We start from the raw sequence: 24,022 nt of genomic DNA, 5'->3' as shown, positions 1-24,022 counted from the left end.
ACGATCAGCAGGTTCCTTTCTTTATTCCATAAAAAGGTTTGTCTATGCCTTGTTTCGCTTGGTAAACGAATCCAAGTTAGAAAAAGTGGCCGCGAAAGTCACTTTGAAGAAGCATAAATGATCACTGGTCGAAATATGTTTACAGTAGCGGACAACCATTACAGGGAAAGGAGCAGCGAATATGACTATACCTCTTTGGATTTATTCAATTGTACTTGGCATTGCAATCAGCGCAGTGATGGCAGTCAAGACCGGTAAAGAAGAGCGGAAACAGGAGATGGAACTGATTGAAAAGGAAGGCGAGGTTTACATGAGACGGCTTGAACTGGAGAGGGAAAGGCGGGGTCTCCAGAGTGGAGAAATATAAAGTATTATAATATAAAAAGGGGGTCTCCATTCGGAGTCCCCCTGCATTTTATTGTTGTGGATTTGATTCCAATGCATTCTTAAGTTCTTTGTCATTAATTTTTACTTTGGCATCCTTAAGTTCACGCTGCATTGCCTCATTGATCATTTCAGGTGTCAGCTTCGCAACTTTAACCTGGTATTCGATCTCGTCTTTCATGTCCTCATACGATTTCTTTTCTTTGATGTCAGTAACCTGGATGATGTGATAGCCGTATTCTGTTTGGACAGGGGCACTAATCTCACCCTTCTTCAACTTTGCAGCAGCTGCATCAAATTCAGGCACCATTTTGCCAGTACCAGGCTGGAACCAGCCTAGGTCTCCGCCTTCCTGAGCGGAAAGGGTATCAGTTGATACTTCTTTGGCTACATCCTCGAATTTTTCACCTTTATCAAGCCTTGCTTTTACCTCTTTTGCTGTCTTTTCAGCAGCTTCAGGTGTTTGATTTTCAGTTCCAATAAGAATATGGCGTGCCTTGATTTCAGGCTTGTAGTTTTCGTAGTATTCCTTCATTTCTTCTTCAGTGGCTTCCACGTCTTTAAGGGCAGCTTTTTCTTGAAGTAAGCCGATGCGGAATGTTTCCTTCAGATCATCTTCACTGTTGAAGCCATATTGGGCAAGTGCCATTTCAAAGTTGGGGCCAAGGTCGTTTTTCAATTCATCCACTTTTTTATCGACTTCTTCGTCAGTGACTTTATATTTATCAGATAGTACCTTTTCATATACAAGCTGTTGCAGGGCTGGGCTGCCATACTTGTCCTTCATAAGGTTATACAGGTCGTCCTTAGTGATATCGCCAGCTTTGGATTCGGCAACAACTTCACCGCTTCCATTATCTGTATTATTGCAAGCACCAAGGGTTAGAACCCCGCCAGTGAGAGCAAGCGCAAGCATCCATTTTTTCATGATGTGATCTCTCCTAAAAGTAAATTTCCAGCAGGTTTTCAACCCACATCCAATACTATAACATAAATGGACAGGCATGCCAAAAATTTTCAAAACCAATCTGTAAACAAAAATGGTGGGAAAAGGAATTCAATAAATATATAAGGAATGGATATTCGCCTATTCGAAATGGATGCAGAATGAATAGTATATGGTAACTTCCTGAAAGGAGGTGCCAGTATGGGTGGATCTGGTGGTTACGGTGCAGGCTTTGCCTTAATCGTAGTTCTGTTTATTCTGTTGGTTATTGTAGGCGCTGCCTGGCTATAATCGATAGTGCAATGGGACATGGGCGGTTTGGCTCCATGTTCCTAAAATTGCAATCATAATCCCCAGCTGGGGGATGGCTAACACAGAACATAAAAAAAGCGGTGGGCAGCAAACCCACCGCTATTAATTTTTAAGTTTTGTAACCAAGCCGTTCACGTAAATAGCACTTCGACGTAGGACGAAACCAACAAAATCGTAACCAGTACATTTATGGTCCGGAAAAGGCCAGGCTGCTTCTCCTCCGGAATTTCCTTCTGGATACAGAGGGAGTTGGTCAATTTGTTAATAGAAAATAAAATAAACAAAGCAAATACGGCATAAACGATAAACATCCCGACTCTCCCCTTGTTTTTCTCATGCTATTTACAATAACAAAAACCGTCCAAAAAAGGAAGTTCAAATACTTCTCTTTCTTCGGCGCTTTTTTGTTTACTCCGGAATGGATTCGGTAAATAATAGAATGGTATATGTGCGGAAACGAGGTCTGTAAATGGAAAGCAGGGATTTGCTGGAACGGATTCAAGTATTAGAGTACCATATGCGGCTTCTGGCTGAAGCTGTTGAGAAACCTGAGTATGAACTGAATAAATTGCTTGTAAAAAGGAATGTGGCCGAACGGGAAACAGCAGAACTCTTTGATTTGTGTGAGAGATTGAGCAAATTGATGGAAGAACAAAAAGCGGAAGGATTTTTACATTTTCATCCGCTTTTCGAGGAGTTTGCAGCCTCATTGTCTTCAAAGTTAAATCCCAGTGAAGTTGTTAACGCTTGCATGAAGCAAAAAATATTTATACCGTTGATGAATGAATTCAAGAAATTTACGTAACTATACCAGTTCTTCGGATTTTCCAATTTTACGGAGCTTTCCTTCTTCTTCACTGAATTCACATTCAATGTTGTGGAAGGATTTTTCGAAGATTTCCATAAAGTCATCGCCATAGATATTGCGGACAATCGCCATCATTTCAATGATATCAGGAAATTTTCCATACAAGTCCCTTAATGGAAGCGCGCCGGAAAAAACTGAATTTGTACTAGGTTCATAGGATTCCATCAAATCCAGCAAGAGCGCTTCTCCTTCTTTCGTTAATTGGATATACGTATTCCGTTTGTCATTTTCTTTCTTTGAAAACTGAAGGAGACCCCTCTCCTCAAGCTTTTTGGAAAAATTAAAAGCGGTTGAAACATGCATAACACCAAACTTGGCCACATCCGATATTGAAGCACCGTTTAAATGATACGCAATCCAAAGAATATGGTGTTCATTGATGTTAAGGTCATAAGGCTTGATCCAGTTTTGCCAATCTTTCTCAACAGATTTCCAAAGTGCCTTGCTCAATTGCGAGATCCTTTGGCTAAAAAGCATTGCTTCCTTTACATTATAATGTCTTTCGGCCATCCCTTCATTCACCTCTCTAAAAATCTATTCCCCTTTGCCCCTGTTCGTACCAATCTCCCTTTTCGTGTGAAAAAAGGGCTTGTCATACAACACTTAAGAAAATCGCCTTTCTTTTCTATATTAACATTATGCCAATAAAACAAAAATTAATAAAGATATAAATTTACTAAATTTTTAGAAATTGAGCAAAATATTTTTTCGACATATTATTCCACCTGTGTCGAGAGTATGTATGATAGAACATTTTTTAAAAACCCTCCTCCCGATTAAGGGAGAAGGAAGTCGAATCATCTTGATGCCACTTCATCCTTGCTCTCTTGTTGGCCGTCCTTTGAAAATCCCTGTGAGGCAAGCTCCGATTCCAGCTGGCCGATCGCAGCTTCAATTTCGCTAATTTCCTTTTGAATTTCAATTTGCTGTGGCAAAGTGTCCGACTGCCATCTTTTTATTGCTGTATTGACCTCATTGATAAAGAAAGAAAGGTGGACACGGCCTTCTTTTGTAGCGTGTAACGAAGCGTCTTTAACATCCATGATACTCGCTTTTAAGTCCTTTAATTGATTGAGGTATAGGTCTTTATTTTGTTTGATATCTTCCCTCAATTCACTCCCTGATTTTGGGGTAGTAAACAAAGTTGCAATTCCGGCAGCTGCGGTTCCAAGTAGGAAACCATACAGGAATTTTTTAGCTCCCATATTTTTCAACACCTTTCTGCATGTATTCACTTTTCTTTATTGTACCCAAAATGTGAAAAGCATGCCAAATCTCTCCATATAGTAAATATCACAAATTCACTAAACTAAACCTTCCTTCATAGGCAGGTGTATGCGTACATATATATTTAGAGGAATATAGCTTTTCCAATGGATGGTTTTGGAATTATGGGTTTCTCAGTGAAGTTTAGATGCGCTGTTTGTCTTTTAGAATTGGGGTGGTTAAATTTTGACATCATTTTTCTTTGCATTGGCTTCGCTGTTTATACTTGGCTGCCTTTATTTTATTGTTTTGTATGCGAAGGGCGGAATGTATCCGCCGAGGCAGCTTGTCAGAAGAAGGGCTGTTCAGATGGCAGCGGGTGCGGGGATATTTTTTTTCGTCGGCGCAGTTACCTGGCTCATCAAACACTGATCGTGTTAAAAAAAGAACCCGCGAAGCTTTCGCGGGTTCTATCAATTTGTTATTTCTGTTCCTGAATGGCAGGACGGGCTGCAAAGCTGGTCCGCTTCAATATTGTTTGAACAATTGGGTAGACGACAACCATAATAATCGTATTCAAAGCAATTGTCGGCAACACAATCCCAACGAACAAAGCCATGAATGTAGCTTCGCCAGGCAAGCCGGCGATTATAACAGCTGAAGCTAGGAACACAGTCCCTGAAACCAATGTGCCAACAGCAGTCAAAGCGCCTGCGCCAGCAACAGTTTTGCCGTACTTCTTCAATCCAAGGAACATCAAGTAAAATACGAATGCAGTCACAAACTTATCGATGATATTTGGGAACAGGCCTGCAGGGAAACTGGTAGTCAACCCCGATAAAATGCCTGTAACGAGTCCGACAAGCAAAACATTCTTTTTGTCAGGAAACAACAATATCCCAAGGAACATCATGGTCAGCATCATATCTGGCTTCATTCCGTTCCCAATTCCGGGAATGATTGAATGAAGGACAACACCGATCCCCATCAATAAAGATAGTGCAACAAGATTTTTTGTATTCAATTCTCATCTCTCCTCAGCTTATCTAAGCTAAAATTTTGGTTCCTCCTGCAGTGCGCTCAATGCCTGCAGCGAAAAACTTGTTGTCATTATATCACATTCCCTGAAAGAATGGGAAGATGAATTTTCAGATTATTTCGTGGACGGCTACCCCTTAAGGTGCCTTCCAATCGCATTTGCTATTTCAGCTAGTTGCTCACCTGTATAGTCTGCCTGATTGTTGCCCCACTTAAGTCCAAAATCATCATCCTTCCCGTAACGGGGAATGAGATGAAGGTGGAAGTGAAATACGGATTGGTAGGCCTCCGCTCCGTTGTTGTTTAACGTATTGAGTCCAACCGGGGAGAACTCGTCTTTTAATGCATTGGCAATAGCCGGCACTTTGCTGTATAAATTCGCAGCGATTTCAGGTGTAAGTTCGAAAATGTTTTCTTTATGTACCTTTGGAATGACGAGTGTATGCCCCTTGGTGACCTGGCTTATATCAAGAAATGCGAGAACATGCTCGTCCTCATATACCTTGGCAGAAGGAATTTCCCCTTTTACGATCTTGCAAAAAATACAATTGTCCATCGTCTCACAGCCTTTCATCGGTTTTGCCTGCATTTTAGCATAATTTCTCTCGGGAGAGAAATAAATCAATTGAAAAGGCGGAGGGTTCTAAACACCCAAATGGAATTTGCCATTTCCGCTCCAGGCGCTTCGCTTTCCGTGGGCGGGCGGGGAGCCTCCTCGGCGCTTTTAGCGCCTGTGGGGTCTCCCACTGTCCCTTCTCTCCCACAGGAGTCTTCGCGCCTTCCGCTCACATGTAATTGAGGAAATTATTTCTTCGTTCAAATATATTTAGAACTTTTGGTAGTCTAATGCGAAGTCCACCAAATTAAAAAGGCGGTTGATAACGCCGGGGGGAAGAGGTGCAAAACAGTGATAAAGGTAATTTAAAAAAGGTGGTGGAGAGTAGCGAGGGAAAAAGGTTTAATCACCAAATAAAAAGTTTCTTAAAACCGCATTTATAATCATATATAGATGCGGAGCTCCGCCCCTTAACAGCTAAAAGGGCAGGAACCCATTGGTTCCCGCCCAGTTGAAGGGGAAATCTTCTGTGTGCGTTCATTCAGGAAGTTTCTTTGACAAACACCTCATTTTCATTGAAATGAAATGTCCAGGCTTTCCTTTACTTTGTCCAAGCTAACCATCTCCAAACATTTATAGTTGTGTGACAACATATAAATCAGTCTGATGGTTCTTTGGTAAACACCTCATTTTTTGTGAAATGCTGCTTGCAAGTCAAGCAGTCCGGTGCTCGCTAGACTAAAGGCCTGTGCAAGACAACCATCCCCTCATGTAGAACGTGATGAGAAGCAGCTTTTATTGAATGGAAACTGTCTTTGACAGACACCCCTCTTCACAATAGCTGTTGGTTCCCCTTCATAGATTAGAATCCCCGCCTGCGGAAAAAGTATGATTGGAATGAGTTGCCACTATGGACGGCTTCTGTCTCAACATTCGCAAAGCAGGGGCAATTTTTGCTAAAATAAAGATACGTTCGTTTGTGGGAATTATCCCCGATTTTCAGGTTATCAACTATAATGGATTAAGTTTAGGAAGGGCGTTTTGCCATGACGTTATTATCAATTCAACATTTAACTGGTGGATACACAAGGAATCCTGTTTTAAAGGATGTATCGTTTGAACTAAACTCAGGTGAACTGGTTGGCCTGATCGGCTTGAATGGGGCTGGCAAAAGCACAACCATTAAGCATGTCATCGGCCTTATGGAGCCGCATTCGGGTGAAATCAGGATAAACGGCAAGTCTTTTCTTGAAGGAAAAGAAGCATATAGACGGCAATTTACATTCATTCCTGAAACGCCGATCCTGTATGAGGAATTGACCCTTGAAGAGCATCTTGAATTGACTGCCATGGCCTACGGGCTTGAACGGAGCCAGTACAAGGAAAGAATGCCAGCTTTATTAAAAGAATTCAGGATGGAAAAACGCCTCAAATGGTTCCCGGCCCATTTTTCAAAGGGGATGAAGCAAAAGGCAATGATTATGTGTGCATTCCTGGTCCAGCCATCGCTTTATATTGTCGATGAACCATTTGTCGGCCTTGATCCGCTTGGGATTCAATCCTTGCTGGACTTAATGCGAAAAATGAAAGAGGATGGGGCGGGCATCTTGATGTCAACCCATATACTTGCTACCGCTGAGCGATACTGCGACCGTTTTGTAATCCTGCATGAAGGAAAAATACGGGCAAAAGGGACTCTTGAAGACTTAAGATCCGAATTTTCAATGCCGGGTGCAACTCTGGATGATATTTATATCCAGCTGACAAAGGAAGAAAGCCATGTTTGACGGCAATAAGCTTTGGAAAGAACGGGCCGGCCAGCGCATGAAGGACTTAAGCCGGTACCTGAAATATATATTCAATGGTCATCTCGTCATTGTGCTCCTGTTTTTGGTTGGCACTGCAGCGTATTATTATCAAGAGTGGCTAAAGACACTGGATCAAGGCTTCCCTTCTGAATGGATTATGGCAGTCGTATTCGGATTCTTTTTGACAGTCAGCCCGGTATACAATTTCCTGAAGGAACCTGATAAAGTGTTTCTTATTCCGGTCGAAGACAAGCTTAAAGGCTACTTTTTGCGGTCTGCAATTGTGAGCGGTGTGCTGCATGCATATGTTTTACTGCTTTTGTTGGCTGTTTTCATGCCCCTTCTGGCAAGGACAGGCAATGTAGGCTTTGGGATGTTCCTGCCGTTTTTAATGATTTTGCTTGCGGCAAAGGCATGGAACATTGCAGCCGAGTGGAAAGCATCCTTCCAGGGAGACACTCCAAAGCTGCCGATGGACCGAATCGTCAGGTTTTTTATAAATGTCACGTTTGCTTACCTTTTGTTTATCTGGAATGGGTGGCTATTCCTATTCCCGGTTGCCGGGTTGATGCTTTCTTATCTTGGGTATTTCCTGTCTGCTGCAAGGCAGAGAGGATTGAAGTGGGAGGCGTTGATTGCTGGGGAAGAAAGAAGGATGAATGCCTTTTACAGGCTTGCCAATATGTTTACCGATGTCCCGGCAATAAAGGAAAGCGTCAAGAGGCGTGCCTGGCTGGATTTCCTGCTAGCCAGAATCAAGTATGGGCAGGAGCATGCTCAACTTTATTTATTGTCAAGGACCTATTTGCGCTCCGGTGATTACCTGGAGCTTACGGTAAGGCTGACAGCCATTGGCATCCTTGGCATATGGTTCATTCCATATGGGCCTGCGCAAATTTTTCTCGCGCTTTTATTCCTTTATTTAACCGGCTTTCAACTTATGCCCCTAGCCTCACATCATCAGAATAATTTTTGGGGAGAATTATATCCTATCCGCCCAACAACCAGGTTAGCGGCATTCCAGCTTTTGCTTGGTGTGGTTCTTGGGATTCAAACAATAGCCTTTTCGGTTGCGATATTTATTTCAGGCGCGTACATAACCGGGTTTGGTTCGCTCGTCGCAGGCACGATTTTCTCGTATGCATTTGTGCGCTTTTATAGTGGAAGGAAACTGAAAAAGTGAGATTAAGGAAGCGTCATTTTGGCGCTTTTCCTTTTTACGTTATTTTTTGAAACCGTAGAGCTGTTCGCTCCGTAACATACGTACTAAATTTAAAAAAGGTGTGGGCAAAATGAATGCGTACGAACAAAAGGTGCATAGGGAAGTGCAGGAGTGGAAGTGGAAGCTGTCCTCCCGTTCGGGCCTTCTTAACCGGCTTTCAAAAAAAGCACAGACGAAAATGAATCGAATGATTCCCGAGAAGGTCCATTCTGCGCTAACAGAAGCTATTAAAGGAATGGTAAAAGCAACACTTGCAGGCTCGGGCTTTACGACGAAAAAACCGGCTTATCCGCGACCGTCTCTTCAAGCGATGGATGAGGAAGCGGAAAAGAGGCTGAATGTATATCAGAAGACGGCGATGATTGAAGGTGCCGGAACCGGGGCGGGAGGCCTTTTGCTCGGCCTCGCTGATTTTCCGCTTCTTTTGACGATAAAAATGAAGTTCCTTTTTGAACTTGCTTCAGTTTATGGCTTCGATACGGATGAATATGAAGAGAGGCTATTTATCCTGCATGTTTTCCTGCTGGCATTTTCCAGTGATGAGACTCGCTTTGAAACATTGGATATCATCGATAAGTGGCAGGAAACGAAGAAGTCAGTTGCGGACATGGACTGGCGGGAATTCCAGCAGGAGTACAGGGATTACATTGATTTGGCAAAAATGCTTCAACTCGTTCCTGGCATAGGGGCGGTTGTAGGAGCGGTTGCCAATAACAAATTGCTTGGCCATCTGGGAGCAACCGCAATGAATGCATACCGTCTGAGGCTGATGAATGAAAGGCAAACTGAAATTTAACTTACTTGTTCGAAGGAGAAAATTGATGACCAAACGCAACATGCTATATAATCTGCTTGTTATTGCACTCTTAGCAATTCCTTTTTTACTGATTGGGGTGAAGCAGGGCCGGCCGCTGCTCATTGATGAAGCCTTTGCTGGATTACTCTCCTACGTGCCGGAGGCCTGGGATCCGATATTTAAGGCAACTACCGAACTGGGAGACAAAAGGGGGGTAGGTGTGGTAGCCCTCTTGATGCTTGGGTGGCTATTGATTAAAAGGCGCGATTTTTTTGCAATGGGAATTTTCGCACTTGCCGTTGCACTCGGCAATGAGGTAAACAAGCTGCTGAAAGAGATCATCGGCCGTGAAAGGCCAACACTTGAACACCTGGTCGAGGTGAACAGCCTTAGCTTCCCGAGTGGCCATGCGATGGTCGGCTCAATTCTTTATTTGCTTGTCGGGTACTTCCTGATGAAGGAATATCGCCGACCAAAACAGAAACAGCTAATTGCAACAGTTTGTGTGATTCTTATTCTCCTGATTGGTGCAAGCAGGGTTATTCTGAATGTCCATTATCCGACCGATGTTCTTGGTGGGTATGCTTTCGGATTTATTTGGGCGGTGAGTTGGCTGTTTGTATATGAGTTTATTAGGAGAAAGTATCCCTTGGCTAAAAACGGGCGTAGATATGTAATGGAAAAAAATGAGCGTAGACAGCAAAAAACAGCCGGATGGCTGTTTTTTGCTTTTTAAATAAGAAACATAGCAACAATCGTTGTAACAACAAGGCCAATTGCTACAGGCAGAATATTTCTTCTGGCAAGTTCGAACGGGTCGATGTTGCATATCGCAGCGGCTGGAATAAGTGCCCACGGGACAAGTGTTCCGCCTCCGACCCAGATGGCGGCGATTTGGCCAAGGGCAGTCAGGGTGGCTGCTCCCTTGCCGATGGCCACTGCGAACAGCCCGGCAACCGAGCCGGCAAGAGAGATGCCAGAGAAGCCTGAACCATCAAGACCTGTGATTGCACCGACTGCGGTCAGAGTGACGGCGGCAACTTCTTTAGTGAGCGGTACAACTCCAGCGAGCGCAACACCAAGGTCGTTGACAATGCCCTGGGATGCCTTTGGGAGGAAGTCGCCGATGATTTTTCCAAACCCGGAGTCACCAAGATAGAAGAAGGCGGCAATCGGGATAACAGGGCCAAAAACTTTAAAGCCGAATACGAAACCATCAATCAGATACTGTGTCGTTTTTTCAAGTCCTTTGCCTTTGTGTGCTGTAAGGGTGATGGCAAGAAGGATTAAGACGGAAGTTCCGCCTAGAAGTGCGGTTGCATCGCCACCCTGAAGGTTCAGGATATACATGGCTGCTACATCCAACGCGAATAAGAGAGGGATAAGAAGGGCAAAGAATTTCCTTTTGCCAAGGGACATCAGTGTTTGATCCGCTTTTGTTGCTTCTTCTTTACCGCCGGTCAAACCGGTTTTATGGGTTACTTTGCCAAGCCGCATATCACGTTTTAAGAAATAAAAGGCAGCAATGGTTGTAACAGCACCCATTACAAAAACGAGCGGGATGCTGGCGCTGATGACTTCGCCGGCTGAAAGTCCTGCAGCATCTCCTGTCAGCTTTGGCGCAGCCTGAATGACAAAGTCCCCGGAGAGGGCAATTCCGTGACCGAACAAGTTCATTGCCATCGCAACGCCCAAAGCGGGCAATCCCGCCCGAAGTGCTACCGGAAGCAGGACGGCACCGAGGAGTGCGACAGCAGGCGATGGCCAGAAGAACCAGGATATCAGCATCATCAGAATTCCGATTGTCCAATAAGCGAGTGTAGGATTTCGGATAAGTTTTGTAAAAGGGGAAATCATGACATCGTTAATTCCCGTTGTCGTCAACGTTTTGCTCATCCCGACAATGATGGAAATAATCAGGATGGTCGACAGGAGCTCGGTAATGGCATAAATAAAGCTGTTGAAAATACTGCTGATTGAGCCGCTTAAACTCCCGGTCGCAGTCAGGGCAATGAGGAAAATACCCGCGATACAAACAAGCGTCGTATCACGCCTCATAACCATAAAACCAATAATAAGTCCGATAAACACAACATATATCCAATGGAGTGCCGTGAGCTCCACAAGCATATAACGAATCCTCCTTTCGTAGACCGCGCCCAATTTGGGCGAGATGTACTACAGGATATGAAAAAGTGGGCGATGGGTGAGGGGAAAATGGGCAAAGTATGAAAGTTTGGAGGGGTGGCAAGTTGGATATGAAATGTCAACCAACCAGGTTCGTGGACAATCCAGTATAATGCCCACCAAATAGGCTTGTGGGAACGGAGGAAAGGGGAAATGCGAAAATTTTAGTGTGAATGGTTAACTTAAACTTATTGGTAACGTTTCGGGCTCTGGACCGATGCGAAATGTAACCAATAGACCAAAAGGTTGATCGGAAATATCCGGCATATTGGTTTCGTGAACAATTCGGGTGTCCGAGGTCGCGGAAATGTCCACCAAATAAGGTTTCGTGGCAATTCGGGTGTCCGAGGTCGCGGAAATGTCCACCAACAAGGGTTTCGTGGACAATTCGAGTTCTGAGGTCGCGGAAATGTCCACCAACCAGGCTTTCGTGGATAAATCGGGTGTCGGGGATCAGAGAAATGTCCACGAAGCAGGTTTTGGACTAGTTAAGCAGTACTTTTTTACAGCAAAGAGAGCAGACCTTCGCCTGCTCTCTTTAAGACTATGAAATCGTATACCTGGAAACATAGGACTGGCCGGAGAAAATAGTAGATGCCTTGCCTGAACCGCCATTTCCGTGCCCCTGGCTGAATTCTTCGGATTCCTTCCAGCGGTGGAAAGCTATTTCATCTTCCCAGACGGTTAAAATCACATATGTGTTGGAACCGAGCGGGCGGAGGACCCGTAGCGCTTTAAAGCCTTTCGTGTTCTCGATCTTTCCGGCCCGGTTTTTAAAGCGGTATTCAAAGACGGGCCTGCCTTCGTCGGTGACGGGGATATTATTCATGATGACAAGGCCCTCGCCTTCAATTTTTCCAACTGATTCAAGCACTTCATATTTTCTGGCAGAATTGAAGACTGTTTTTCCAACAGTCTCATGAAGCAGTGCTGCACCTTCTTCGCCGGACATTAGAACCATATTGTCACTGGCATACTTTTCTGAAAGCTTTTCAAGAAACTCATACGTTCCAGTGGTGATATAAATGTTCAATCAAATCTCTCCTTTTCTAGTAAAGTTGGATACGGACTAGATCTCCCTTATAGGTTTCCCGAATATTACAGACCTGCAAACTCAAAAACGACTTTTTTTTGACAGATGAGCGAGTTCTCTATGCACACATACCTTTTATAGATATAGTGAAAACAGCTACGAAATTGGATAATTTCTATTTTTAGCATGATTATATTACAATATTGAGAGATATGTCGTGAAAGGTGGTACTTTAATTGAGAGAGATCAACGAAACATTCCTAAAAGCAGCAAGAGGTGAAAAAACGGACCATGTTCCTGTATGGTATATGCGCCAGGCCGGCCGTTCGCAGCCTGAGTACAGGGCAATCAAGGAAAAGTATTCCCTGTTTGAAATCACCCACCAGCCAGAATTGTGTGCATACGTGACCAGGCTTCCGGTTGAACAGTACAATGTGGATGCCGCCATTCTTTATAAAGATATTATGACACCGCTTCCTGCACTAGGTGTGGATGTTGAAATTCAGTCCGGAATCGGCCCTGTCATTTCTAACCCAATTACTTCGCTTGCCGATGTTGAGAAGCTTGGCGAGCTTAATCCTGAAGAGGATGTACCGTATGTCATTGAAACAATCAAGCTTCTGACTGAAGAACAGCTATCCGTCCCGTTGATCGGCTTCTCAGGTGCTCCGTTCACACTGGCAAGCTATATGATTGAAGGAGGCCCTTCAAAAAATTACAACAAAACTAAGTCGTTTATGTATGCCGAACCAAAAGCATGGTTCGCGCTCATGGATAAGCTTGCAGACACTACGATTACGTATGTTAAGGCACAAATTAAAGCGGGCGCACGGGCAATCCAGATTTTTGACTCATGGGTTGGCGCATTGAATGTTGAAGATTACCGTTATTTTATCAAGCCTGTTATGAACAGGATTTTCTCCGAGCTTCGTGAGGAAAATGTGCCGCTGATCATGTTCGGTGTTGGGGCAAGCCATCTTGCCAAGGAGTGGCACGATCTGCCTGTGGATGTAGTCGGCCTTGACTGGAGACTGCCAATCAGCGAAGCGAGGGCAATGGGCATCACCAAGACTGTCCAGGGCAACCTTGACCCAGCAATCCTCCTTGCTCCATGGGAAGTCATTGAGGAACGCACAAAAGCGATTCTTGACCAGGGCATGGCACAGCCAGGCTATATTTTCAACCTTGGCCATGGAGTATTCCCGTCCGTCAATCCAGAAGTGCTAAAAAGGCTGACTTCCTTTGTACATGAATATTCAGCATCAAAGTTAAGCCGCTAAGCTGAGTTTAAATAGTGGTATAGAGACTGATTATTTGGCAAAATAAAGAGAGCCTTCCCGAAACGGGGGTTTCCCGAAAAGTACAGGCGACTGTACAGCCTCGACCAGCGCTCCAAAAGCCGGCAAAGAAGTCGTTTTTTGACTTCTGCGGACGGTCAGACCGTGACCTCGAGAGGCTAGGAGCCGAAACTGAACCGCCGCCAAGGGCCGGCCCCATTAAAGGGTTAAGTTAAACTCGCATCGGCAGGGAGAAATCCCTGCCTATTGAGGTTGAAAACACTTACAGTAGAAAAATGCCCGGCCGGTCCGGGAGATTAAAGAGGTGTGGAAAATGGCAATAAAGAAAATGGGCTTGCTGGTAATGGCCTACGGAACTCCTCATACATTGGATGACCTTGAACGGTACTATACGCATATCCGCCACGGCAGGAAACCATCCGAAGAGATGCTGGAGGATTTAAGAAGCAGGTATGAGGCAATTGGCGGCATCTCCCCGCTAGCTGACATCACCGAAAAGCAGGCACAAGGCATCGAAAAGCGCTTAAATGAAATTCAGGATGAGATCGAGTTCAAGATGTATCTTGGGCTTAAGCATATTGATCCGTTTATTGAAGATGCTGTTAAGCAAATGCATGAAGATGGGATCGAAGAGGCGGTAAGCATCGTGCTTGCGCCGCACTTCTCAACGTTTAGTGTAAAATCCTACAACGGCAGGGCAAAGGATGAAGCTGAAAAGCTCGGCGGCCCATCCATCGTTTCTGTAGAAAGTTGGTACAAAGAACCGAAGTTCATTTCCTACTGGGCAGACCAAGTGAAGAACACATTTGCTCAAATGCCTGCAGAAGAACGTGACAATGCTATCCTTATTGTTTCAGCTCACAGCCTTCCGGAAAAAATCCTCCAGGTTGGCGATCCATATCCAGACCAACTGAAGGAAACGGCTGATTTAATTGCCAGCGAAGCGGGTATACAACATTATGCGGTAGGCTGGCAAAGTGCCGGCCAGACGCCTGAGCCATGGCTTGGGCCGGATGTCCAGGACCTGACAAGGGACCTGCATGCCGAGCATGGCTATAAAACGTTTGTCTACGTGCCTGCCGGTTTCGTGGCGGAGCACCTGGAAGTTCTATATGATAACGATTACGAATGCAAAGTGGTCTGTGACGAGGTAGGCGCTGCCTATTATCGACCGGACATGCCAAACAGCCATCCGCGATTTCTTGATGCGTTAGCGGATGTAATTTTGAAAAAGCTGAACGGCCAATAAGATTCAATAAATGAGGCGATAGATGTGGAGCAAGGAAATAAACGAGTTATTATCATGGGTGGTGGAATCGCAGGTCTAACGGCTGCTTACTACCTTCAGAAAATGGTTCGTGAGCGGAACCTCCCTTTGGAAGTGCTGCTTATTGAGGCTTCTCATCGCCTCGGCGGAAAAATGCAGACTGTTGTACGGGATGGATTTGTGATTGAACGAGGCCCTGACTCGTTTCTGGCGCGGAAAAAGAGTATGTCCCGGCTTGCAGCGGAAGTCGGGATGGACGATAAGCTTGTCAGCAATTCCACGGGACAATCCTATGTGCTCGTAAATGAAAAGCTCCACCCGATGCCTGGGGGCTCCATAATGGGAATCCCAACGCAAATTGCACCTTTTCTTACAACAGGTTTGTTTTCGGTTCCAGGGAAAATGAGGGCCGCTGCCGATTTTATTTTGCCAAAGTCGCCTGAGGGACAAGATCAATCACTCGGCAAGTTTTTCAAAAGGCGGCTGGGGCCGGAAGTCGTTGAAAATCTGATTGAGCCGCTATTGTCCGGGATTTATGCAGGAGATATTTATCAACTGAGCCTAATGTCGACATTCCCGCAATTCTACGAAGTGGAACAAAAACATCGGAGCCTCATTGTTGGGATGAAAAAAACAACTCCAGCACCGAAGCCGCTGTCCAGTCAGCCTGGCACCCCTTCCAAAGGCGGAGCCTTCCTTGCTTTCCGTACCGGTTTTCAGTCATTTGCTGATGCGATTGAATCAAAGCTCGATCCAAAAACGGTGCTGAAAGGGCACAAAATCAAGAGTGTCGTAAAGGAAGATGGCTATTATGAGGTGAATCTCTTTAACGGGGAACCTCTGATTGCAGACTGTATTATTTCGGCGGTTCCGCATCATGTAGCCCAGTCGGTTTTTTCCGCTTTCAGCTTCTTCGAGCCATTAAAGAGCATGCCGGCTACATCTGTTGCTACAGTGGCTCTTGTCTTTCCCGAAAGCGCGATAAAGGAAAGTCTCAACGGAACCGGTTTTCTTGTTTCGAGGAATGCGGATTACACAATTACAGCCTGTACGTGGACTCACAAAAAATGGGCCCATTCCGCACCACCCGGGAAAGCACTCCTTCGCTGCTATGTCGGCAGGGCCGGGGATGATACAGTTGTTGATTTATCCGATGATAAAATCACCGAGATCGTTCTGGAAGACTTGAAAAAGTCAATGAACATCACTGAGAAACCCGAGTTTGTGATTATCTCACGATGGAAGGATTCAATGCCGCAATATACGGTAGGCCACAAACAGCGGCTGGAAATGCTGAAGCAATCAATGGCAGCAGAGCTGCCAGGTGTATATTTGGCCGGGGCATCCTATGAAGGTGTCGGGCTTCCGGATTGTATTGACCAGGGTGAAGCAGCAGTGAAGTCTGTGTTGAACTTTTTAGGATTTGAAAACTAAATGCTGGCATCCGCGCCAAATCGGCACGGGTGCTTTTTTTGTTAAATTAGTGTTGGACGAACGGGGGACATTCGCTGTTAAAAGATTGTCTTTTTCAGTATAGTAAATACTAAGGGAATCCTATTCAAAAGAGGTGGAAACAAATGAAACTGACGGTTATCGGTTTTTGGGGCGGATATCCTAAAAAGGATGGGGCAAGCTCTGGTTATCTATTGGAGCACGACGGCTTCAAGCTGTTAATAGACTGCGGCAGCGGTGTCCTTGCCAAAATGCAGCATGTGGTGAAGCTGGAAGAACTTGATGCGGTGATTCTGTCGCATTATCATCCTGACCATATTGCAGATATTGGGGTTCTCTACCATGCAAGGCTGATTCAAAGCTTCCTCGTTGGAAAGCTTCCGGTACTGCCCATTTACGCACATAGGGAGGACCAGGCTGAATTCGCCAAGCTGACCCATGATGATAAGACGAAAGGCATTGCCTATGACCCAGGGAAGCCCCTTGAGGTCGGGCCTTTTAAAGTGTCGTTTCTTAAAACTGAACATCCGGTCCCGTGCTACGCAATGAGGTTTGAAGCAGGCGGAAAATCCTTTGTCTATACAGCTGATACCTCCTTTAAAGAGGAGTTTATCGATTTTGCAAAGAATACAGATGTACTGCTGTCTGAATGCAATTTTTATTCAAATCAGGAAGGCAAAGGTGCGGGCCATATGAATAGCAGGGACTGCGGCAATTTAGCGCGCCGGGCCGAAGTAAAGAGACTGGTTCTGACGCATCTCCCTCACTATGGAACTCCTGAAAACCTTGTTGCCGAGGCTGCAGAAGAATGGGACGGGCCAATCAGCCTGGCACATGAATTCATGGTTGTGGAAATTTAATTTAACAGCTGTCGGGCATAAAAAAGGAGAATGAACATGTTATTTATTGATAACAAGGGGATTACCGATCCCCGAATTAATTTGGCAATTGAAGAATATGCCTTGAAAAACCTAGATATTAATGAGACCTATTTGCTATTTTACATAAATGGGCCATCCATCATCATTGGGAAAAACCAAAATACAGTCGAAGAAATCAATACGGATTATGTGGAAGCAAACGGAATTCATGTTGTCCGCAGGCTTTCCGGCGGGGGAGCGGTCTATCACGATCTTGGCAACCTGAATTTCAGCTTTATTACGAAGGACGATGGTGAGAGCTTCCATAATTTCAAGAAGTTTACCGAGCCTGTTGTCGCAGCGCTTCATCGGCTTGGTGTAAATGCTGAACTGAGCGGCAGGAATGACATTGTTGTGGAGGGCCGCAAGATTTCCGGGAATGCAATGTTTTCGACCAGGGGCAGAATGTTCAGCCACGGCACACTGATGCTTGATTCTGAAATCGATGCCGTAGTTTCTGCCCTGAAGGTGAAGAAAGAAAAGATTGAATCAAAGGGAATTAAATCTATCCGCAGCCGGGTAGCAAACATTTCCGAATTTCTCGACAGGAAAATCACCATGGATGAATTCCGTTCCCTGCTACTGAACTATATTTTTGATGGAGCAGAATCCATTCCGGAGTATAAACTGACTGATAGTGATTGGGAGAAAATCCATCAGCTTTCTGAGGAGCGCTACCAGAATTGGGATTGGAATTATGGAAAATCGCCGAAGTTTAATTTGCAGCGTTCACATCGTTTCCCTGTTGGATCGATTGATTTGAGACTCGAAGTGAACAAAGGCCGGATTGAGGACTGCAAGATTTATGGTGACTTCTTTGGAGTTGGCGATGTGAGTGAAATAGAAGAGAAATTAAAGGGTATCCGGTATGAGCGTTCCGAAATTGAAAAGGTCCTTCAGGATGTTGACATCAAACACTACTTTGGCAACGTTACAAAAGAAGAATTTATAGGACTTGTATATTAAAAGTGAGTTCCCGCCAAATTGCTGGCGGGAACTTTTTGCGTTTGAAGAATGGAAGAGTAAAACTTGATGGGGCCTGCCTATGCATCTATAATGTATTTAGAATATTTTAAATTTTACAGGGGAAGTGAATAAATAGTCATTCATTACTCCTGCAAAGGGGAGATGGAGTTGAATCTATCAGCAAAGTTGCATGAGACAGCTCGGGCGGTACCGGCTAAACCAGCATATTATTTCATGGGTAACCCAACTGCCTATGGCGAGCTGGATGCTGCTGTTACCAAATTTGCATCAGGCCTGGAGCAGTTGGGGATTAAACAAGGGGACAATGTCGCACTTCTGCTTGGGAACTCGCCTTATTTTGTTATAAGCCTTTATGGCGCACTCAGGCTGGGTGCGACGGTTATTCCGGTAAATCCGCTTTATAGTGCAGATGAAATTAGCTATATTTTGACCAATGGGGATGTAAAAGCTGTCGTTTCTCTCGACTTGCTCTTGCCAGTTGCTGAAAAGTCCCATCACCTGCTTCCTGCAATTGAACATTATATTATTTGTGACTCCAACCAGCCTGAAGCTGCGGGAATCAAAGCAGAGGAACTATCCATTTACTCAAAAATGAAACCGTTTACAAACGTGCTCGCATCGGGCCGCCTTGATTACATAGGACCTGAACTTGATGAAGATGATACGGCAATCATTCTTTATACGTCTGGAACAACAGGCAAGCCGAAGGGGGCCATGCTGACACATAAGAATCTTTACAGCAATGCGATTGATACCGGAGCGTATTTGAAAATGGATGAAAACGACCGCATTATCACGGCGCTGCCGATGTTCCATGTGTTTTGCCTGACGGTTGCTTTGAACGCTCCGCTTATGAGAGGAGCGACAATGCTGATTGCCCCTCGCTTCAGCCCTAAGGAAATATTTGACTTGGCCCGGGAGTGCGAGGCGACGATTTTTGCCGGAGTACCCACGATGTACAATTTCCTCCTCCAATTTGTCGGAGCGGGCGGAAATGTCGAGGACTTCAAACATGTGCGTCTTTGTGTATCAGGCGGAGCATCCATGCCAGTTGCCCTCCTGTACAATTTTGAAAAAACCTTCAATGTCAGGGTTTCAGAAGGATATGGCCTTTCGGAAGCATCACCGGTTACCTGCTTCAATCCGCTCGACAGGGAACGGAAACCAGGTTCGATTGGCACGTCGATTGTCAATGTCGAGAATAAAGTGGTCAATGAGTTAGGTGAAGAGCTGCCTCCAGGCCAGGTTGGCGAGCTGATTGTCCGTGGGCCGAATGTGATGAAGGGCTACTATAAGATGCCGGAAGAAACAGCCGCAACCATTAAGGATGGCTGGCTTTATACAGGCGACCTAGCCAGAATGGATGAGGAAGGCTATTTCTATATCGTGGACCGGAAAAAAGATATGGTGATCGTTGGCGGCTACAATGTGTATCCGCGCGAGGTCGAGGAGGTCCTTTACGATCATCCCGGGATAGTCGAGGCCGCAGTCCTCGGTGTGCCTGATCCCGATTTCGGTGAGGCAGTTGTTGCTTATGTTGTACCAAAGAGTCCAGCGCTTACGGCGGAGGAGCTACGCGATTTCTGTGCGGCCCACCTTGCCAAATACAAGGTGCCAAAAACAATTGAATTCCTTGAAGAACTCCCTAAAAATACGACTGGTAAGATACTCCGCAGGGCGCTCCGGTCTCAGGTGGCGGAGGCTGCAAAAAATAAATAGCGGTTAGGAAATCTGCCAGCCAGTGTTTATAGAATCGGTTTGGAAGGAACATATGGTATACGGAGGGCAGGAGATGGACCTGCCCTTTCTATTGGAGCATAAAGGGGGCTGTTTAAGTTTGGATTTGATTTTGTTGGAGAGAAAAGGCCATATTGCGATTATAACCATCAATAGGCCAGAAGCTATGAATGCCTTCAACTATGAAACATTGCTGAGGCTTCAGGAAGTAGTTGAAGAGGTTAGTAGTGATGAGACAATCAGAGTTGTTATTTTCACTGGGGCCGGGGAGAAGGCATTCAGCGTAGGAGCGGACCTGAAGGAAAGAAAGACGCTGACTGTCGACCAAGTATTGCGGAATGTTAGTAAAATAAGTGAAGTCTTTAATCTTGTTGATGAGATGCCGCAGCCGACGATTGCCGCCATCAACGGGTTTGCATTTGGCGGTGGAATGGAACTCGCACTGGCATGCGACTTCAGGATTGCCGAGGAGGGCATCCAGCTCGGATTGACAGAGACGAGCCTGGCGATTATCCCTGGTGCTGGCGGGACACAGCGTCTTCCAAGGCTGATTGGCCAGGCAAAGGCACTTGAACTCATCCTCGGCGCCCATCGGTTGACCGCCGGGGAAGCGGACCAGTATGGACTTCTAACGAGGCTTGCCGAGGAAGGCAAGGTGATGGAGGCCAGCCTGGAATTCGCTGAGGGATTTTTGGCTAACGGGCCGATTGCGTTAAGGCAGGCAAAGCTTGCCATTAAGCACGGCATGGAGACCGACTTGCAGACGGGGTTGAAGATTGAGCGCGAAGCCTATGAGGCGTTGATTCCGACAGAAGACAGGGTTGAAGCGCTTGTTGCCTTCAGTGAAAAGCGAAAGCCAAATTTTAAAGGGAAGTAAGGCTAGTATTTATAGATTGGAGGCCGGCTGCCGAGTGGTGGACGGCTTGTTTTTATTTTTATCAGGATTAATTACCATATTAAGGGCATCAAATAATTTGGTTAATTATTTTACTAGATTAATCTAACTTGAGCAGTACGAGATTAATCTACGACATGTTATTTACTGGATTAATCTCCTCCGGGTGGCACGAGATTAATCTACGAAATGAAGTTTACTGGATTAATCTCCTCCGGGCAGCACGAGATTAATCTACGAAATGAAGTTTACTGGATTAATCTCACCCGGACGCCACGAGATTAATCTACGAAACGCGGTTTACTGGATAAATCTCCTCCGGGTGGCACGAGATTAATCTACGAAATGAGGTTTACTGGATTAATCTCACCCGGACGCCACGAGATTAATCTACGAAATGCGGTTTACTGGATAAATCTCACCCACACAACATGATATTAATCTACAAAACAAGTGGGCTGGAATTTATCCGTGAACCAACTGAATTTTAACTATTAAATAGAGTTTCTACTGTTGAGGAGTCCGGGAAAATTCCGAAAACCGCAAAATATAGATGCCGATCTCGAAAGTTTTTGGTAAAATCTATCCTTAAAGAGATTGCGCATGACGAGGGGGATGGAAAATGGCGGAAACTACAGCTGGCAGAATACCTGCTTCAACGGATTTTAAGTCTGGCCTACAGGCTGGAGTCAGTATTGCAATTGGCTATTTTCCAATTGCGCTAACGTTCGGGCTTCTGGCAAAGTCGGCGGGTCTTTCAGCTAGTGAAACATTGTTGATGAGCCTGATTGTCTTTGCCGGGGCGGCCCAATACATATCATTAAGCCTATTGAGCCTTGGGACGGGCATTTTCGAAATTGTCCTGACGACGTTCATTGTCAATATTAGGCACTTTTTAATGGCTACTTCATTGAATGAAAAAGCGCCAGAGGGCGATGTTGCGGCCAAGGCCATTTATTCCTTTGGTTTGACCGACGAAACATTTTCGGTCGCCGCAACGAAGGAGGGAGAAGTCAGGAAGGGGTATATGTTTGGCCTCATTCTGATTTCGTATTCGAGCTGGGTCGTTTTCTCGGGCATCGGCCATTTGATCGGCGCCAATTTGCCGCAATCGCTGCAGGATGGAATGTCTGTCGCCCTGTTTGCAATGTTTATCGGTTTGCTAGTCCCGTCGATGAAGGGCAATGCAAAGGTCGTCTATCTGGCTGTAATGGCAGCTGCTTTCAATACGATTTTTACAATCGGTGGCCTGCTTGAGACTGGCTGGTCGATTGTAGCATCAACACTGCTGTCCGCAGTTATAGCAGAAGCAGTTGTGCATTTGAGAGGAAAGAAGGTGGCCGGCAATGAAGAGTGAAATAGTATGGATGATTATCGGGATGGGAATCGTCACGTATATCCCGCGAATGCTGCCATTTGTCCTTTTTAAAGGGAAGGAGCTGCCGCCATTCCTGCAGGGCGTTTTAAAAAATGTTCCGTTCGCTACACTCGGTGCCTTGATTTTTCCGGGAATCCTATCCATCAACGAGGATTTGAGATTCGGGCTGATCGGAGCTGCTTCAGCGTTTGTCATCGCCTTCCTTGGGGCAAATGTAATTGTTGTCGTAATTGGCAGCATTGCTGTCCTGTCTGTCATATCAAGTTTCCTTTAAGTGCCGTTCCTTACAGGGGAACGGTTTTTTTCGGGGTTTGATTCCTGCTTTTTCTGGAATAATTGGAACATGTCCTCAAAGCTTAGGGCAAGCTCGTTCTAAACAAAGACTTTTATACTAAACTAATAAGAGAGAGGCTGTACAAAAAGGAGGACACACTATGGCAAGGAAGATAGGGGTATTTGCAATCCTGGCTTTTGCGCTCTACGGACTTTTCTTTTATTGGTATTTGTTTCATTTCTCAAGTTCCGCGCTTCCGTTCGAATACCAGGGAACGAGTGCCGACCCCGCGACATTTTTGAATGGCCGCGAACTTGAATTGACCGGGGAATATTCAAAAATACGAAATCTGCTGTTTTTCCTGGCATCTCCATGGGAATGGCTGTTTTACATTTTAATCATGCTTACCGGGCTCAATACGTGCTTTAAACGCTGGGCTGATGACTCTGCCCCAAGAAAGTTCCTCCGGACGCCGATTTACTTGTTCTGGTTATCCCTGGCTGGATATGTAGCCGTGCTCCCGCTGAGCTATATTGGCTACAAGCTGTCAAAGACGTATAATATTTCAACCCAAACCTTTCCATCCTGGATGAAGGATGAACTGATTGATTTTTGGATTAACTATGCAACTTTACTAATTATTATCCCCGTTCTTTATTTTCTGTTAAAAAAATTCCCAAGGCGCTGGTGGCTGCCTGCATGGCTCTTGACCATTCCATTTACGCTGTTCATGATGTTCCTGCAGCCGGTGATTATTGATCCGTTATACAATGATTTTTACCCGCTGAAAAACAAGGAACTTGAAGCCAAAATCCTTGACCTGGCAAGCCAGGCCCATATACCTGCCGAGCATGTGTACGAGGTGAATATGGCGGAAAAAACGAATGCGATGAATGCCTACGTTAACGGGATTGGCTCCAATTCGAGAATCGTTCTCTGGGATACGACGCTGAACCGCCTTGACGACGACCAAATATTATTCATTATGGCGCACGAAATGGCCCATTATGTTGAAAAGCACTTGTATATCGGGATAGCGGGCTACTTGCTGCTGACGCTTCTAGGGTTATATCTGGTCCAAGTAATTATGAAACGAGTTCTTGGAAAATGGGGGAAGGAATTAAAAGTTCCATCCGCCGACGATATCCGCAGCCTGCCGCTCATCTTAGTCATTCTGTCGATGCTGATGTTCATCTCAAGCCCCGTCTCGAATGCCGTTTCACGTTATCAGGAAACAAGAGCGGATACGTACGCAATCAATTTAACAAAGAACCCGCAGGCGGCTATCGGCAGTTTTCAGGAGTTGACCCGGAGCGGACTAAGCCAGGTAAATCCGCCATTTTTGGTTAAGGTATTCCGCTATGGGCATCCCACTATGCTTGAGCGCATATCCAGGCTGGAGGAATATGAGATCAAACACAAGAAAGATTAACGTTAGGCCGGGGCTTCCCGGCCTTT

General features: G+C 45.3%; 26 protein-coding genes. 18 read left to right on the top strand and 8 right to left on the bottom strand.

Features of this window, described 5'->3' with window-relative positions; translation table 11 throughout:
- Positions 1-181: 181 nt before the first annotated feature.
- Entirely contained in the window at positions 182-367 is a 186-nt protein-coding gene (locus A8F94_RS18015; protein WP_066203504.1) for a sporulation YhaL family protein, read from the top strand.
- Between the two features lie 48 nt (positions 368-415).
- Here the strand turns inward: A8F94_RS18015 and A8F94_RS18010 are convergent, their stop codons facing one another.
- Positions 416-1,312, bottom strand: coding sequence for a peptidylprolyl isomerase (locus A8F94_RS18010; protein ID WP_066203502.1), 897 nt, complete (start codon positions 1,310-1,312; stop codon positions 416-418).
- A gap of 219 nt (positions 1,313-1,531) precedes the next feature.
- Here A8F94_RS18010 and A8F94_RS18005 point away from each other — a divergent pair, with 219 nt between their 5' ends.
- Positions 1,532-1,621, top strand: coding sequence for a YjcZ family sporulation protein (locus A8F94_RS18005; protein WP_066203496.1), 90 nt, complete (start codon positions 1,532-1,534; stop codon positions 1,619-1,621).
- Positions 1,622-1,773: 152 nt separating this feature from the next.
- Here the strand turns inward: A8F94_RS18005 and A8F94_RS18000 are convergent, their stop codons facing one another.
- Entirely contained in the window at positions 1,774-1,953 is a 180-nt protein-coding gene (locus A8F94_RS18000) for a hypothetical protein (protein WP_066203493.1), read from the bottom strand.
- A 158-nt stretch (positions 1,954-2,111) separates the two neighbouring features.
- Here A8F94_RS18000 and A8F94_RS17995 point away from each other — a divergent pair, with 158 nt between their 5' ends.
- Positions 2,112-2,447 carry a DUF1878 family protein gene (locus A8F94_RS17995; RefSeq protein WP_066203491.1) on the top strand — a complete coding sequence of 112 codons (336 nt, stop codon included), beginning with the start codon at positions 2,112-2,114 and terminating at the stop codon, positions 2,445-2,447.
- Here the strand turns inward: A8F94_RS17995 and A8F94_RS17990 are convergent, their stop codons facing one another.
- On the bottom strand, positions 2,448-3,020 hold the full coding sequence (locus A8F94_RS17990) for an HTH-type transcriptional regulator Hpr (RefSeq protein ID WP_066203489.1): 573 nt from the start codon (positions 3,018-3,020) through the stop codon (positions 2,448-2,450).
- A 287-nt stretch (positions 3,021-3,307) separates the two neighbouring features.
- Positions 3,308-3,715 (bottom strand): YtxH domain-containing protein, encoded by a 408-nt coding sequence (locus A8F94_RS17985; RefSeq protein ID WP_066203486.1) that lies wholly within the window; start codon positions 3,713-3,715, stop codon positions 3,308-3,310.
- Positions 3,716-3,962: 247 nt separating this feature from the next.
- Between A8F94_RS17985 and A8F94_RS17980 the strand changes: the two genes are divergently transcribed.
- Entirely contained in the window at positions 3,963-4,148 is a 186-nt protein-coding gene (locus A8F94_RS17980) for a hypothetical protein (RefSeq protein ID WP_066203483.1), read from the top strand.
- A gap of 49 nt (positions 4,149-4,197) precedes the next feature.
- Here A8F94_RS17980 and A8F94_RS17975 read toward each other — a convergent pair whose 3' ends face one another.
- Entirely contained in the window at positions 4,198-4,740 is a 543-nt protein-coding gene (locus A8F94_RS17975) for a tryptophan transporter (RefSeq protein WP_066203480.1), read from the bottom strand.
- Between the two features lie 144 nt (positions 4,741-4,884).
- Positions 4,885-5,310, bottom strand: coding sequence for an HIT family protein (locus tag A8F94_RS17970; protein WP_066204060.1), 426 nt, complete (start codon positions 5,308-5,310; stop codon positions 4,885-4,887).
- Between the two features lie 1,046 nt (positions 5,311-6,356).
- Here A8F94_RS17970 and A8F94_RS17965 point away from each other — a divergent pair.
- The 4 genes from A8F94_RS17965 to A8F94_RS17950 all read left to right on the top strand — a co-directional run bounded on the left by A8F94_RS17965 (position 6,357) and on the right by A8F94_RS17950 (position 9,872).
- A complete protein-coding gene (locus A8F94_RS17965) occupies positions 6,357-7,097 on the top strand; it encodes an ABC transporter ATP-binding protein (RefSeq protein WP_066203477.1) in 741 nt (246 codons plus the stop codon).
- Positions 7,090-8,301, top strand: a complete 1,212-nt coding sequence (locus A8F94_RS17960) for an ABC transporter permease (RefSeq protein WP_066203474.1) — start codon at positions 7,090-7,092, stop codon at positions 8,299-8,301. Before A8F94_RS17965 ends, A8F94_RS17960 begins: the two co-directional genes overlap by 8 nt.
- Before the next feature lie 109 nt (positions 8,302-8,410).
- On the top strand, positions 8,411-9,136 hold the full coding sequence (locus A8F94_RS17955; RefSeq protein WP_066203469.1) for an EcsC family protein: 726 nt from the start codon (positions 8,411-8,413) through the stop codon (positions 9,134-9,136).
- A gap of 25 nt (positions 9,137-9,161) precedes the next feature.
- On the top strand, positions 9,162-9,872 hold the full coding sequence (locus A8F94_RS17950) for a phosphatase PAP2 family protein (RefSeq protein ID WP_066203466.1): 711 nt from the start codon (positions 9,162-9,164) through the stop codon (positions 9,870-9,872).
- Here A8F94_RS17950 and A8F94_RS17945 read toward each other — a convergent pair.
- Together A8F94_RS17945 and A8F94_RS17935 are read right to left on the bottom strand one after the other, a co-directional pair.
- The gene (locus tag A8F94_RS17945; protein ID WP_066203463.1) at positions 9,869-11,266 is read right to left on the bottom strand and encodes a hypothetical protein; all 1,398 of its coding nucleotides are present in this window, start codon (positions 11,264-11,266) and stop codon (positions 9,869-9,871) included. The two genes, A8F94_RS17950 and A8F94_RS17945, sit on opposite strands and share 4 nt — an antisense overlap.
- A 601-nt stretch (positions 11,267-11,867) precedes the next feature.
- Positions 11,868-12,356: an antibiotic biosynthesis monooxygenase family protein gene (locus tag A8F94_RS17935; protein ID WP_066203457.1), complete on the bottom strand. Its 489-nt coding sequence runs from the start codon at positions 12,354-12,356 to the stop codon at positions 11,868-11,870.
- A gap of 236 nt (positions 12,357-12,592) precedes the next feature.
- On the opposite strand from A8F94_RS17935, the gene hemE reads away from it, so the two are divergent.
- The 10 genes from hemE (at position 12,593) to A8F94_RS17885 (ending at position 23,996) form a co-directional block, all read left to right on the top strand.
- Positions 12,593-13,636: a uroporphyrinogen decarboxylase gene (gene hemE, locus A8F94_RS17930; protein WP_066203454.1), complete on the top strand. Its 1,044-nt coding sequence runs from the start codon at positions 12,593-12,595 to the stop codon at positions 13,634-13,636.
- 331 nt (positions 13,637-13,967) lie between these two features.
- Positions 13,968-14,903: a ferrochelatase gene (hemH, locus tag A8F94_RS17925; protein WP_066203451.1), complete on the top strand. Its 936-nt coding sequence runs from the start codon at positions 13,968-13,970 to the stop codon at positions 14,901-14,903.
- Positions 14,904-14,927: 24 nt separating this feature from the next.
- Positions 14,928-16,355, top strand: a complete 1,428-nt coding sequence (gene hemY / locus A8F94_RS17920; RefSeq protein ID WP_066203446.1) for a protoporphyrinogen oxidase — start codon at positions 14,928-14,930, stop codon at positions 16,353-16,355.
- A gap of 143 nt (positions 16,356-16,498) precedes the next feature.
- Complete coding sequence (locus A8F94_RS17915) at positions 16,499-17,233, top strand: MBL fold metallo-hydrolase (protein ID WP_066203443.1); 735 nt, start codon at positions 16,499-16,501, stop codon at positions 17,231-17,233.
- 36 nt (positions 17,234-17,269) lie between these two features.
- A complete protein-coding gene (locus A8F94_RS17910) occupies positions 17,270-18,259 on the top strand; it encodes a lipoate--protein ligase (RefSeq protein ID WP_066203440.1) in 990 nt (329 codons plus the stop codon).
- 168 nt (positions 18,260-18,427) lie between these two features.
- On the top strand, positions 18,428-19,999 hold the full coding sequence (locus tag A8F94_RS17905; protein WP_066203437.1) for a fatty acid--CoA ligase family protein: 1,572 nt from the start codon (positions 18,428-18,430) through the stop codon (positions 19,997-19,999).
- Positions 20,000-20,117: 118 nt separating this feature from the next.
- The gene (locus A8F94_RS17900; RefSeq protein WP_066204058.1) at positions 20,118-20,894 is read left to right on the top strand and encodes an enoyl-CoA hydratase-related protein; all 777 of its coding nucleotides are present in this window, start codon (positions 20,118-20,120) and stop codon (positions 20,892-20,894) included.
- A 640-nt stretch (positions 20,895-21,534) separates the two neighbouring features.
- Positions 21,535-22,269: an AzlC family ABC transporter permease gene (locus A8F94_RS17895; RefSeq protein ID WP_066203434.1), complete on the top strand. Its 735-nt coding sequence runs from the start codon at positions 21,535-21,537 to the stop codon at positions 22,267-22,269.
- Entirely contained in the window at positions 22,259-22,564 is a 306-nt protein-coding gene (locus A8F94_RS17890) for an AzlD domain-containing protein (RefSeq protein WP_066203433.1), read from the top strand. Before A8F94_RS17895 ends, A8F94_RS17890 begins: the two co-directional genes overlap by 11 nt.
- A 160-nt stretch (positions 22,565-22,724) precedes the next feature.
- On the top strand, positions 22,725-23,996 hold the full coding sequence (locus A8F94_RS17885) for a M48 family metallopeptidase (protein WP_066203431.1): 1,272 nt from the start codon (positions 22,725-22,727) through the stop codon (positions 23,994-23,996).
- The last annotated feature ends 26 nt before the right edge of the window (positions 23,997-24,022 follow it).

Source organism: Bacillus sp. FJAT-27225 (genome assembly GCF_001685025.1).
In the GTDB taxonomy this organism is placed as follows: domain Bacteria; phylum Bacillota; class Bacilli; order Bacillales; family Cytobacillaceae; genus Bacillus_D.
Note: the sequence above shows the minus strand (reverse complement) of the source record. Positions and strands in the feature narration are given on the sequence as shown.